Genomic DNA, 12464 nt, shown 5'->3' on the forward strand with positions numbered 1-12464 from the left:
GAGAATCAGATCTTCCGCCCTCGAAAGAGCCACATTGAATAAAGGAATGATAAGCGGAAACATGTCTTTGGTGCGTTTTACAATTCGCCACCATTCTCCCGTTCCAAACTCCGCTCCGCGGGAGGCCTGTGCCTTCATCATTTTCTCCATTTCCATGGCAAACGTGGGTACGAAACGAATGGCGATGGTAATGATCAGGGCGAATGCATGAACCGGGAATCTTACTTTTTGCAAAGGTCCCAGCAAACGCTCAATACCGTGGGTCAACTCGGTGGTGGATGTACTCAGGGTCAGTACGCTGGACAGGAAGATCACTTCGACGAAACGCATGGCGGAAACCACAACCAGCCTTATGCTGTCGCTCGTAATCCTGACAAAACCGTATTCAAAATAGACACTTCCCCCTGCCGCCACCTCTCCGTAAAACAGAAGCTGCAAAACGGCCAGGATGATGATAAACGGAACCGCCGGCTTCACGCCTGATATTCCATAACTCAAGGGAATTCTGGCGAGCCGAAAAAGCGTCAGACAAAACAGCAGAGCAAGCAGATTGCCCAAATAGGTCTCACATATGGCAATGGCCAGAATCAGGATCGTAAACGCCGCCAGTTTAAACCGGGGATCCATAAAATGGACGGCGGAACCTGTGGGCAGATACTGCCCGATTGTGATGTTCCTCGTTAGTTCAAACGCGGACGACACCTGCATCACCCCCTTGCGGTTTCAGCAGAGAAAGGATTTGTTCAGCGGCCCCTTCCACCTCGAACGCCCCGGGATTCACCGGATGTCCCTTGTCGTGCAAACGGTGGAGGATCTCCACTGTCTCCGGGGTTCCTATCTGGTGTGCCCGCAAAACTTCCCGATTTCCGAATACCTCACGGGGAGAGCCGTTATAAATATCCCTGCCGTTTGCCAATACATACACACGGTCAGCGAGATAAGCCACTTCTTCCATGTTGTGGGTAACAAAGATGAGAGTCAGATTTTCTTCCCGGTTTAAACGCTTGATCCGTGCAAGCAGTTCCTTGCGCGATCGCGGATCCAATCCGGCTGTAGGTTCATCCAAAACGAGAATGTCCGGCTGCAGGGCAAGCACTCCGGCAAGAGCCACTTTCCGCTTTTGTCCCCCGCTTAGGGCAAAGGTTGCCCGATCCCGAAACTCGTCAAAAGGCAATCCGACCAATTCCATGGCCCATCGGACCCGTTCTCGCACTTCTTTCAGGGGAAGGCCCATTTTAAACGGCCCGTAGGCAATATCGTCGCCGACCAGCTTTTCAAAAATCTGGTCCTCCGGATTTTGAAACACCAATCCCACTTTGCGGCGAAGCATCTTACAATCAATTCTCGGTTGTGACAAATCGATTCCGTCAACGACTACCTTTCCAGACTGCGGAAACTGCAAGCCGTTGAAATGTTGGATCAGGGTGGATTTCCCTGAACCAGTGTGACCGATAATGGCAACACACTCCCCCTTTCCCACATGCATGTTCACTCCGAATAAGGCCGGCTGTTCCAAAGGGGTTCCCAGCATGTAAGTATGAGAAAGGTTTTCTACAGAAAGAATCGGAAGATTCACGCTCCGTTCACCTCCGCTTTGGCAGACAGAACCCGGTCCACTTCCTCCACAATTTCATCCTGGCGGATCAGGTCGGGAGAAAAAGCGGGATAGTGTTGATGAACCAGCATGGCAATCCGGCTGGATTGCGGCACTTCCAGGTGCAATTCCTCCAATTGTGCATGCTGCCTAAACACTTCCCGGGGAGAACCTTCCAGAACAATCCTGCCGCCTTCCATCACCAGCACCCTGTCAGCCTCAGCCACTTCCGACATGTGATGGGTAACGGAAACGATGGTCATTCCTTCTCTGTGCAGCTTACGGATCACGGAAAGAATCTCCTTCCGCCCAAAAGTATCCAGCATGCTTGTTGCTTCATCCAAAACGATGCACTCCGGGCGCATGGCCAGGATGCCGGCGATTGCCACACGCTGTTTCTGTCCGCCTGACAAATGATGCGGCGGCCGCTTGCGAAAAGCGGACATGCCGACCGCATCCAGTGCGTAATCCACACGCTTTTTCATCTCATCCACAGGGACTCCCGTGTTTTCCAACCCGAATGCCACATCATCCTGCACGATCGTAGCGACGATTTGATTGTCCGGATGTTGGAACACCATTCCAACCCGTTGTCTGATCTCCCGATGTTTATGCTTGTCTCTGGTATTCATGCCGGCAACCCAGACATCGCCCGAATGAGGGGTCAGAATGCCGTTGAAGTGCTTGGCGAGCGTTGATTTGCCGGAACCATTGTGTCCGATGATCGCAAGGTATTCCCCGCGATGGACATGAAAGGAAACGTCATGCAGGACCGGAATCTGATTCTGGTTGACAGAATAGGAAAAACTGACGCTTTGAATCCGAATCAAAGGGTCTTGCGCCATTTGCCCCCTCCTTGCATCAAAATATTGAGGATTCTGTCTATTCTCTAAATGCCTCGCCCCCCGTCCACATTTACTACTTCGCCGGTGACCATCTTCGCCATATCGCTGCAAAGGTACAGAGCCGCCTGTGCAATATCCTCCGGCTGGATCAGAGCCCCCAGCGGAACACTGTTTAAAAAAACGTCCCGAATGTCTTTCTCAACCTTTTCTTTGTCCCCGTTGACAAACTTGCTTAACATGGGCGTTTCGGCCGGACCCGGGTTGATGGCGTTCACTCTGATTTTATAAGGGGCCAGTTCAATGGCAAGAGCTTTTGTCAGCATGATGGCAGCCCCTTTTGAAGCACAATACGCGTTAAGTCCCGGACGCGCGCGAATTCCGGCAATGGAAGCCGTATTGACAATCACACCTTCTCCTTTTTCCTTCATGTACGGCACAGCATATTTGGCCGTCAGGTAGATGGATTTGACATTCACGTTCATAATTTGTTCCCACTGCTCTTCCTTCACCTGTTCAATCGGAGTGAAAGACATCGGGACCCCCGCGTTATTGACAAGAATATCGATGCATCCAAAAGATCGGATCGTTTGTTCTGTCATAGCCTTCACCTGGGCATCATCTGCAACGTCTGCCTGTACCGTAATGGCTTCCCCACGTATTTGTCTTACCGTTTCTTCCGCCGCTTGCAAATTGAGATCGGCCGCCACAATTTTGGCCCCCTGTTCGGCAAAGAGAAGAGCCGTCGCTCTCCCCATTCCCGATCCGGCACCGGTGATAATCGCTACCTTCCCCTTCAACAGCATAAGTTTTCTCTCCTCGATCCCGTTATAAGTTCATGACAACCATGCGCAATTCTGTCATCTCTTCAATCGTGTAACGGGGGCCTTCTTTGCCAAGCCCACTGTTCTTAATGCCGCCGTAGGGCATAACATCGTTCCGGTAAGTCGACACATCGTTGATAATGACACCGCCATATTCCAATGACCTGGCGGCTTTCATCGCAATGTTCAGATCGCTGGTAAAGATACCCGCCTGCAAACCGTATGCGGAATCGTTTGCGATTTCAAACGCATCCTCGATGGTCTTATAGGGCATAAGCGTAACAACCGGCGCAAAGACTTCCAAACAATTGACTTTCATTTCAGGGGTTGTCCGGGTCAGCACGGTCGGATGGAGGATGGCCCCTTCCCTTTTACCGCCGCGCAACATCTCCGCCCCCTGCGCAACTGCTTCCATCACCCATTGTTCCGCCCGGATTGCCTCTTTCTCGCTGATCATCGGGCCCACGTCGGTGTTTGGATCCTCCGGATCCCCTACCTGTAACCGGTCGACAAAAGCCAGATACCTTTCGGTAAAAGCGTCAAAGACCTTTTCCTGCACAAGAATCCGCTGCACCGCGATGCAAGCCTGGCCCGCATTGTGAAAGCTCCGGGCGGAAATCAGCCGTGCGGCTGCCTCCAAGTCGGCATCGGAGTGAACAATGTTCGGAGAGTTGTTCCCCAACTCGAGAGCCACGGGCCGGAGTCCACTGCGTTGTTTGATCCATTTGCCCACCTCGGCCGATCCGGTGAAAGTAAATATGGCAATCCGTTCGTCCTCCAGCATCCAGTCACCGACTTCGCTGCCCGCGCCGGTAACAATGTTGACATGCCCTTTCGGGAGGCCCGCCGCTTCCAATAGTTCCACCAGCTGAAAGGAAGCTATTGGTGTGGATGTCGCAGGTTTGAGCACCACCGTATTGCCGGCGGCGATGGCCGGCGCCACCTTATGGGCAGTCAGCAAAAGCGGATAGTTGAAGGGAGTGATGGCTCCGATGACTCCCCGCGGCACCCGGATCGCGAATCCCAACCGGTTCTCTGCTCCCGGTGTTGCCTGAAGGGGAACGATTTCGCCGCCGATCCTTTTCGCCTCCTCGGCAGAAATCCGGAGTGTATTGACCACCCGATCCAATTCGCCTTTCGCATCTTTGATCGTTTTGCCAACTTCCCTGGCAAGGGAAACTTCCAGCTCCTTCCGTCTTTCTTCCACGAGTTCGGAAGCTTTCAAGAGGATCTCGTATCGACGGAAGGGCGTCAAAGAACTGTTTTTAAACACTTTTTGAGCCTTTGCAACGGCATCCCTCACATGCTCCCTGTTGGCTTTTGCAATATTTGCAATCACTTTTCCGGAGTATTTGTGATAAACGGGAATCGATTCCTCCGTCTCGATCCATTCGCCGCCAATATACAGTCCATACTTTTTGGATTCCATCTAAAGTCCCTCCTGTCAAGCTTTCCTCATAATTGAATTTACGATGGCGTCGCCCATTTCAGATGTGGTTGCCCGACCGCCAATGTCCGGTGTGCGAACGACCCCTTCAACCAGCACCTCTTCGATTCCGTCCAGCAACAGCTGCCCCATCTCTCTATGTCCCAGATGATCCATCATCATGCTCACGCTCCAAATGGTCGCGATCGGGTTGGCGATTCCTTTTCCCGCAATATCGGGGGCCGAACCGTGGATCGGTTCAAACATCGAAGGGTATTCCCTTTCCGGATTGATATTGCCAGACGGTGCCAAACCCAACCCGCCGACAACCGCGGCTCCCAGGTCAGTCAAAATGTCGCCAAACAGGTTGCTCGCCACAACCACGTCAAAAATTTCCGGTCTGCTGACAAAATAGGCGGCCAATGCGTCAATATGAAACAGATCGGTACGGATCTCCGGATGGCTCCGGCTGACGTCCCTGAAAACCTCATCCCAGAAGGGCATGGAATGGTTGATTCCATTTGACTTTGTAGCTGCCGTCACCCGTTTTCTGCCAAGGGACTGAGCCAATGAGAATGCGTAACGGATTACTCTTTCCACTCCAAAACGGGTAAACACGTTATTTTGAATCGCCAACTCATAAGGGGTTCCCGCATGCAGACGGCCTCCCATGTTGGAATATTCGCCTTCGGTATTCTCACGCACAACGACAAAATCCAGTTCCGCTTGCCCTTTGTGACGCAGGGGACTCTCCAATCCTTTCAGCAGTTTGATCGGCCGCAAATTGACATATTGATGAAATCTCCTGCGAATCGGAAGAATCAACTCCCAAACCGAAATGTGATCGGGTACATCCGGCGCCCCGATAGCCCCAAGCAGGATCGCGTCAAAGTCGCGCAAGATTTCCAGCCCGTTATCGGGCATCATCCTTCCATGCCTGGCATAATACCCGCAATTCCAATCCAGACACCGGATGTCAAACCTGATCCAGTTATGCACCCGTTCAACCGCCTGAAGCGCCTTTAACCCTTCCGCCATCACCTCGGGACCAATTCCATCCCCGGCGATCACCGCAACAGAATAATGTTCCATTCCTGCTTCCCCTTTTGTTTTTTCGGATTCAGCAAATCGAGAAGCAAGAACGATGCCAAGTCCGGGAATCCGGGAAATCCTGCACCGTCGGTCATTCTGTCTTTACTTTTAAAAAGTAGGTTTGTTGAAAAATGAAACAATCTGTGTTGCATTTGCAACGGTCACGGGAGAAAAAAGTTTTCTATTGTTTCCGGATGATATAATATATAAATTATTCAGTAAATTTTTCCTGATATTTTTTGATTTTGCGCCACAAGGTTGTCCGATCCATCCCCAACAGCCTGGCAGCCTCCGTTTTGTTCCCGTTGGCCCGTTGCAGGGCGGAGAGGATCATCACCCGTTCTGTCTCTTCCCAATCCCGGCCAGCGCCGGATCCGGATTTTTTGGGGGCCAATTTCTTGCCGAAAAATTCCGCATCCTCTTTTTTTAACCGTCCATCTTCACACAAAAGCACCATTCTTTCCACAACATTGCGAAGTTCCCGAACGTTTCCCGGCCAATCATGCTGCCTGAAGATCCGATAGAGGGAGTGATCGATGGAGGTTATCCGTTTGTTCATTTTCTCGCAAATCTCTTGTACGACAGATTCTGTCAATTTGGGAATGTCCTCAAGCCTGTCACGCAAAGGGGGAAGTTCAAGGGTGAGCACATTCAATCTGTAATAGAGATCCGGGCGAAACTGTTTGGCTCTGATCAATTCTTCCAGATCGCGGTTGGTCGCAGCCACAATGCGAACATCAACGGGAATCACTTTCTCGCCGCCGATCCTGCGAACTTTCTTTTCCTGCAAAACCCGCAACAACAGAGCTTGTATCGGTAGCGACATTTCACCGATCTCGTCGAGAAAAAGAGTTCCACCGTGAGCCAGTTCGAACAAACCTGGTTTTCCCCCTTTTCTCGCACCCGTAAAAGCGCCCTCGTCATACCCGAACAATTCGCTTTCCAACAAATTGCCCGGAAGCGCGGCGCAATTCACGGCCACAAAAGGCCCGACCGCACGGGAACTGGTCAGGTGGATTCCTTGTGCAAACAGTTCCTTGCCCGTACCGGATTCGCCCAAAATCAACACAGTGGCGTCCGTTTTGCCAAAACGTTCCGCAAGCTTCTTGGTCTCTTTAATGGCAGCGGAACTCCCTGCGATATCTTCCAAACGGTACTTCGCCTCAAGCCCGCTTTCAGTAAACTGTTTGCGGATTCTCATCTCCATTTTCTGGATATCTGTTATTTCTTTAAATGTGGAGACTGCACCGACGATTTCCCCATCGACAACTATGGGTAGCCGGTTAATGACGATCTGTCTGTTGAGGACAACCGCAATGTCGCCAATTTCCTTTTTCCCTGTGGACAGAATCCGGAGCATATCGGAATTAGGGATAAATTTGGTGATTTTCTGACCCACAATTCCCTCAGGCAAACCGAGAATCTCCATTGCATTTTTGTTGACCAGAGTAATATTCGCCTGTTTGTCGATGGCGATAATTCCGTCGTGGGAAGCGTCCACGATCGCCTGAATGGGAGTGGTTGTTTTTTTCATCACCCGGCACCGCCTCCACAGCAAAACAAGTTATAATACCTCAATTATATCCATCCCAATACCACTCGCTCAATTCCTTGCAGGTCCCGGACGATCCCCGTTTCGGACCCGGGCCAGTTGGTTCCAATCAGGGCTGCCACCGCTTGCGCTTGACCGATTCCCACCTCAAACCCGACCAGCGCCGGTCCCGTTTCCCGCATCAAGTTGGGCAGCGCTTGCGTAATCCGGCGATAAGGTTCCAATCCGTCGTGACCGCCATCCAATGCCAACCGGGGTTCATGCCCCCGCACTTCCACCGCCAATTTGTCAACCTCTTCCGAAGGAATGTAGGGCGGATTCGATACCAGGACATCGAGCCGCAGTCCCTCACTAAGCAAAGGCCCGACCAGATCCCCATGCAAAAAATGCACCTGTGCCCCAAGCCGTTTGGCATTCTCTTGCGCGACTCCGATCGCATCAAGGGAGATATCAACCGCATACACTCCGGACTCCGGCCACTCAAGAGCCAGCGTCACCGCAATGGCTCCGGACCCCGTCCCAATATCCGCAATCAGCGGGCGGTTCCACCACTGACGCCGCTTCAGCACTTCCTCGATCAGAATCTCCGTTTCCGGACGCGGGATCAACACTGCGGGATTGACGTGAAAGTCACGTCCGTAAAATTCCTGTACTCCAACAATGTATTGCAGGGGTTCCCCTTGCAGCCGCCTGTCCATCCACATTTGAAACAAGCCTGATTTTTCGGAAGGAAACGGCTCCCGGTCTTCTGCCAGCAGTTTGGCTTTGGTCCAGCCAAGCAGATGCTGCAGCAGGACTTCGGCGTTCAACCTGGGATTTTGGATCCTCCGCTCGGTAAACAGAAGGGAAGCCTGCTGCAGGGCTTCCCGGACAGTTGTGAAATGTTGATCACTCATTGGCAGCTTTCAGTTGCTCAGAGCGGTCGGCCGTGATCAATGCGTTAATGATCTCGTCCAGGTCGCCCTGAAGCACCATATCCAGTTTGTGCAGGGTCAGTCCGATGCGATGGTCCGTGACACGGCTTTGCGGGAAGTTGTAAGTACGGATTCGCTCGGAGCGGTCCCCGGTTCCCACCTGGCTCTTTCTGGCATCCGCCAGTTCTTTCTCCTGCTCCTGCTGCTTCAGTTCGTACAGTCGGGCACGCAGAACCTTCATCGCTTTTTCCTTGTTCTTCAACTGGGATTTCTCATCCTGGCAGGACACCACAAGGCCTGTCGGCATGTGGGTAATCCGGATCGCCGACTGGGTGGTGTTAACCGACTGCCCGCCGGGACCTGTCGAACAGAAGGTGTCAATCCGCAGATCTTTCTCGTGGATTTCCACTTCCACATCTTCCGCTTCCGGCAACACAGCCACCGTTGCCGTCGATGTATGGATCCGGCCGCCCGATTCGGTGGCGGGAACCCGCTGCACCCGGTGTGCACCCGATTCAAACTTCATCTTCGAGTAGGCTCCCTTGCCATTCACCATGAAAATAATCTCTTTATAACCGCCAAGTTCTGTTGGGGACGCCTCAATGATCTCCGTCTTCCAACCTTGTCTTTCCGCATAGCGGCTGTACATACGGTACAGATCCCCCGCGAACAAGGCGGCTTCGTCACCTCCCGCGGCACCACGAATCTCGACGATAACGTTTTTGTCATCGTTGGGGTCCTTCGGAAGCAGCAGAATAGTCAGCCGGTCTTTCAATTCCGATTCTTTCTCAGTCAATTCGGAGATCTCCATTTTGACCAATTCGCGCATTTCATCGTCAAGTTTTTCCGCCAGCATCGCTTTCGCATCCGTCAGTCCCTGAACCGTTTGTTTGTACTCCCGGAAGGCTTGTACCGTTTCTTCCAGATCCGACTGCTCCTTGGAGTATTCACGAAGCTTGACCGGGTCATTGATGACAGCCGGATCACAAAGCAGGTCGGTCAATCTGTTATATCGATCTTCAATCGCCTGCAAACGATCAATCATGGTTTCCACTTCCCCCAACACTTCTCCGCGAAAGCACGTTCCCTTTCACGGGATCTATAGTATAGATTACGTTCCTTCATTCGCTGCTTCCACAAGTTCGAAACTCTCCTTGACACAGACGACAGGTTGCTCCGGGCTGAGCACTGCAAGCACGGAAGCAATTGCCACCTCAATCTGGGAATCGTCCGGTTCCCGGGTGGTCAATTTCTGCATCATCAGTCCTGGCGCAATGAACCATAGAGACCACTGGCTTGACTGTCGCGCCGACCAGCGGATCAGTTCATACGCAAGCCCCGCAATCACCGGCAGCAGCGCGATCCGAATCCCGACCTTCGCCGACATGGACAATTGTTCCCCGGAAAAAAAAGAAAACAGGAATATGGATATCAACACGACAAACAATAGAAAACTGGTGCCGCAACGTTTGTGCAACAGAGTGTGCCTGCGGACATTGTCCACCGTTAGCGGGTCGCCCGCTTCATAACAGTTGATGGTCTTGTGTTCCGCTCCGTGATACTCAAATACCCGCCGAATCTCTTTCATCCGGGAGATCAACCCGATATAACCAACAAAAACGGCAAGCCGGACAGCCCCCTCAGCGGCGGCAAACGAAACACCGCTGTCAGACAACCATTTGGCAGCATACACCGGTGCCAGGACAAACAAAAAAACCGCCAGTACAAACGATGCCAGAAGGGTCAGCGTCAACTGCCAGCCAGTCAGTTCTTCCTCGTCTTCCCCTGTCGACATGTTCGCCGATCTGGTTAGAGCTTGCATTCCCAGGACTGTGGATTCAACCAAAACAACAGCACCGCGAACCAGTGGAAGTCCCAACACAGGATATGTTTGCGAAAGAGACACTCTTTCTTCCGTTTCGATTTCAATTTGGCCGTCAGGTTTGCGCACGGCTATCGACACCCGATTTCCGTTGCGCATCATGACGCCTTCCATAACCGCCTGTCCGCCTATATAACGGGGTTCCACCCGGTTCCCCCCTTATCTCATGAATCGTAGGCACAAAATAACATAATAAGTATAGTACAGAAGCCATACAGAGTCAAAAAACCAAAGCTTCCCATTTTGGGTACGCAATCAATCGACAGGTTGCATGGTTTCGATTTCGGCAAATTTTAAGTTCCGGACCTGCTTCGCATCCGGATCGTACAACAATACAATGCGGTCGTCTACATCAAATTTCAGGATTCGGCCCAACAACGTTTGACGAACCCCGCGGCCCTTCAAGACTTCAATTTTGACCAGCTTGTTGTCGGCTATCCATTGATCCACCTGTTTTTTGAATTGCATAGTTTCTCTCCGCTGTCTTTTCTGGTTGTATGTAAAAAGCTGCTGACAAGAAGTTGTCAACAGCCGGGAACAAGTTTCCCTTCCCTTAGCGAGGTATCACTTCCGGAATGTCTTTCAGCAATTGCTGAAACTCCCGGTCTTGTGTGCTGAGTGGCTGTCCATTGCGGACATTTCGGGATGCGTCAAATACGCGGCGTGCCATGGCCCTGTCGGTTGTTATCCGTACCGACCTGAAGACCGGCGCCTGAACCATCAAAAGCTGTCGGACCTCCTGCTTGATTGCCTCGGCCCGTTCCCTTGGCACATGGCGGTGCAGGGTAAGTCCCACAATCGCTGTCTGGCCGTTCACAACCACGCTGGCATTGTCCACACCCTGGATGGATTGGGCCAAATCCGCAATCCGGTCGGCCGTCAAGCCGCCCGAATAGGGATCTGCCGTCATATCTCTGTATCCTCCGCCAAGCGGAGCAAAGTTGCGCAGATTCACCGGTGGATTGTTAATGTTGTTGTGGCCCGACAGCCACGCACGGTCCCCATCTCCGTCAATGTCGATTCCCCGATTGTCGTAAAGAGGTTCCCTGCCTGTCGACTGCATGCGTCCATTGATGCCTGGATTGCCCTGTCCGCAACCTGCCAGCACGCCAACTGTCACTGCACCCAGCAACGTCCATGCGACCCATTTGCCGGTTCGCACAACACCACCTCCTTCGGGTGATATTAGCTTGCCCGAAGAGGGTCCAAATCATATTTGGAAAATTAAAGCGGAGGGTTGGCATGGCATTTTCGGCAGACCGGAAAGTAAGAGTCGTTCCCGCCAATCTGAATTTGTTCTCCTGTGTAGACCGGCTTTTTATTCTCATCCACACGCAAAGCCATTGTCGCTTTTCGCTCGCAAAACCAGCAAATGGTTTTCATTTCCTCAATTTTGTCAGCATATAACAGCATATATTTGCTTCCCTCAAACAATTCGTTCCGGAAATCGTTTTTTAATCCAAAACCAATTACAGGTATAGAAAGCTCATCCACAATTCGAACCAATTGAAGGATTTGCTCCTTCTTTAAAAACTGGACCTCATCCACAAGAACACAGTAAACCCGATGGTTGGAATCCTGAACGACAGAAAAAATGTCTGTATCATCAAAAACGGGTATGGCTTTTCGTCTAATGCCAATTCTCGACGAGACATACCCCATTTCATCCCGGTCATCAATCGCTGATGTAAAGATCAGAACCCCTTTGTTTTGCTCTTCGTAATTGTGGGCTACCTTCAGGATTTCTATGGATTTGCCGCTGTTCATGGCACCATAACGAAAATACAGCTGAGCCAATTTGTATCTGCCCTTCTTGGTTAGGATATCGGAAAAACAACTTGGGTATTCCTTTCGACAAAATGCAACAAATTCCTTTAGTGACGGCAAGAAAAAAAGCGCCTGCAGGCGCTTCTCAAGTGGATCAGGTTCGTAAGCGGAACCGATTAGCGGTTGTACTTCTTCTTGAATCGATCAACTCGACCGCCTGCATCGACAAACTTCTGCTTGCCGGTGAAGAACGGATGGCATTGGGAGCAAATCTCGACGCGCAGGTTCTCCTTGACAGAACCGGATTCGAATTTGTTGCCGCAAGCGCAGGTAACAGTCGTCAATTTGTATTCAGGATGAATCCCTGGTTTCATTTCAGTTCACCTCTTTCCGCTATAGTTGTGGCCATAGCATCATTAAACAGACAAAAGCAATTATATCAGATGACCCGCCCGGTTGCAATGAGTCAGTTTTCCATTGTAGTTGTTCTGTGATATTGTCACCCTGTAACTCGTCTGTGAAAATGTCACCATGGGACAGGAGACGATTACACTGACAACAACAGAATTAA

At 51.5% G+C, this 12464-nt stretch carries 14 protein-coding genes; all 14 read right to left on the reverse strand.

Going from position 1 to position 12464, the window contains the following annotated elements; all coding sequences use genetic code 11:
- The coding region (locus EFBL_RS09445) for an energy-coupling factor transporter transmembrane component T family protein (RefSeq protein ID WP_231705740.1) at positions 1 to 702 on the reverse strand (702 nt) is incomplete at its 3' end.
- Positions 686 to 1576, reverse strand: a complete 891-nt coding sequence (locus tag EFBL_RS09450) for an energy-coupling factor transporter ATPase (protein ID WP_096181890.1) — start codon at positions 1574 to 1576, stop codon at positions 686 to 688. The genes EFBL_RS09450 and EFBL_RS09445, both read right to left, overlap by 17 nt.
- Positions 1573 to 2439 (reverse strand): energy-coupling factor transporter ATPase, encoded by an 867-nt coding sequence (locus EFBL_RS09455; protein WP_096181891.1) that lies wholly within the window; start codon positions 2437 to 2439, stop codon positions 1573 to 1575. The genes EFBL_RS09450 and EFBL_RS09455 overlap by 4 nt, the downstream gene beginning before the upstream one ends.
- 44 nt (positions 2440 to 2483) lie before the next feature.
- Entirely contained in the window at positions 2484 to 3242 is a 759-nt protein-coding gene (locus EFBL_RS09460) for an SDR family oxidoreductase (protein WP_096181892.1), read from the reverse strand.
- A gap of 22 nt (positions 3243 to 3264) precedes the next feature.
- Positions 3265 to 4689 carry an aldehyde dehydrogenase family protein gene (locus EFBL_RS09465; RefSeq protein WP_096181893.1) on the reverse strand — a complete coding sequence of 475 codons (1425 nt, stop codon included), beginning with the start codon at positions 4687 to 4689 and terminating at the stop codon, positions 3265 to 3267.
- A 15-nt stretch (positions 4690 to 4704) separates the two neighbouring features.
- A complete protein-coding gene (locus EFBL_RS09470) occupies positions 4705 to 5778 on the reverse strand; it encodes a tartrate dehydrogenase (protein ID WP_096181894.1) in 1074 nt (357 codons plus the stop codon).
- A 211-nt stretch (positions 5779 to 5989) separates the two neighbouring features.
- Positions 5990 to 7312: a sigma-54 interaction domain-containing protein gene (locus tag EFBL_RS09475; protein ID WP_096181903.1), complete on the reverse strand. Its 1323-nt coding sequence runs from the start codon at positions 7310 to 7312 to the stop codon at positions 5990 to 5992.
- 44 nt (positions 7313 to 7356) lie between these two features.
- Positions 7357 to 8226 (reverse strand): peptide chain release factor N(5)-glutamine methyltransferase, encoded by an 870-nt coding sequence (gene prmC / locus EFBL_RS09480; RefSeq protein WP_096181895.1) that lies wholly within the window; start codon positions 8224 to 8226, stop codon positions 7357 to 7359.
- Positions 8219 to 9289 carry a peptide chain release factor 1 gene (gene prfA, locus EFBL_RS09485; RefSeq protein ID WP_096181904.1) on the reverse strand — a complete coding sequence of 357 codons (1071 nt, stop codon included), beginning with the start codon at positions 9287 to 9289 and terminating at the stop codon, positions 8219 to 8221. The genes prmC and prfA overlap by 8 nt, the downstream gene beginning before the upstream one ends.
- A gap of 66 nt (positions 9290 to 9355) precedes the next feature.
- The gene (locus EFBL_RS09490) at positions 9356 to 10273 is read right to left on the reverse strand and encodes a DUF1385 domain-containing protein (protein WP_207907627.1); all 918 of its coding nucleotides are present in this window, start codon (positions 10271 to 10273) and stop codon (positions 9356 to 9358) included.
- Positions 10274 to 10381: 108 nt separating this feature from the next.
- The gene (locus EFBL_RS09495) at positions 10382 to 10594 is read right to left on the reverse strand and encodes a hypothetical protein (RefSeq protein WP_096181896.1); all 213 of its coding nucleotides are present in this window, start codon (positions 10592 to 10594) and stop codon (positions 10382 to 10384) included.
- Positions 10595 to 10679: 85 nt separating this feature from the next.
- Positions 10680 to 11288 carry a YhcN/YlaJ family sporulation lipoprotein gene (locus tag EFBL_RS09500; RefSeq protein ID WP_096181897.1) on the reverse strand — a complete coding sequence of 203 codons (609 nt, stop codon included), beginning with the start codon at positions 11286 to 11288 and terminating at the stop codon, positions 10680 to 10682.
- A 62-nt stretch (positions 11289 to 11350) separates the two neighbouring features.
- Positions 11351 to 11923, reverse strand: coding sequence for a thymidine kinase (locus EFBL_RS09505; RefSeq protein ID WP_096181898.1), 573 nt, complete (start codon positions 11921 to 11923; stop codon positions 11351 to 11353).
- A gap of 146 nt (positions 11924 to 12069) precedes the next feature.
- Entirely contained in the window at positions 12070 to 12267 is a 198-nt protein-coding gene (gene rpmE, locus EFBL_RS09510; RefSeq protein WP_096181899.1) for a 50S ribosomal protein L31, read from the reverse strand.
- Positions 12268 to 12464: the final 197 nt, after the last annotated feature.

It is taken from the genome of Effusibacillus lacus (assembly GCF_002335525.1).
Taxonomy (GTDB): domain Bacteria; phylum Bacillota; class Bacilli; order Tumebacillales; family Effusibacillaceae; genus Effusibacillus; species Effusibacillus lacus.

What these genes read in the sequence shown, in the direction of transcription:
- EFBL_RS09455 (WP_096181891.1), bottom strand. Translation starts at nt 2,439, where the DNA reads ATGGCGCAAGACCCTTTGATTCGGATTCAAAGCGTCAGTTTTTCCTAT.
- EFBL_RS09460 (WP_096181892.1), bottom strand. Translation starts at nt 3,242, where the DNA reads ATGCTGTTGAAGGGGAAGGTAGCGATTATCACCGGTGCCGGATCGGGA.
- EFBL_RS09465 (WP_096181893.1), bottom strand. Translation starts at nt 4,689, where the DNA reads ATGGAATCCAAAAAGTATGGACTGTATATTGGCGGCGAATGGATCGAG.
- EFBL_RS09470 (WP_096181894.1), bottom strand. Translation starts at nt 5,778, where the DNA reads ATGGAACATTATTCTGTTGCGGTGATCGCCGGGGATGGAATTGGTCCC.
- EFBL_RS09475 (WP_096181903.1), bottom strand. Translation starts at nt 7,312, where the DNA reads ATGAAAAAAACAACCACTCCCATTCAGGCGATCGTGGACGCTTCCCAC.
- prmC (WP_096181895.1), bottom strand. Translation starts at nt 8,226, where the DNA reads ATGAGTGATCAACATTTCACAACTGTCCGGGAAGCCCTGCAGCAGGCT.
- prfA (WP_096181904.1), bottom strand. Translation starts at nt 9,289, where the DNA reads ATGATTGATCGTTTGCAGGCGATTGAAGATCGATATAACAGATTGACC.
- EFBL_RS09495 (WP_096181896.1), bottom strand. Translation starts at nt 10,594, where the DNA reads ATGCAATTCAAAAAACAGGTGGATCAATGGATAGCCGACAACAAGCTG.
- rpmE (WP_096181899.1), bottom strand. Translation starts at nt 12,267, where the DNA reads ATGAAACCAGGGATTCATCCTGAATACAAATTGACGACTGTTACCTGC.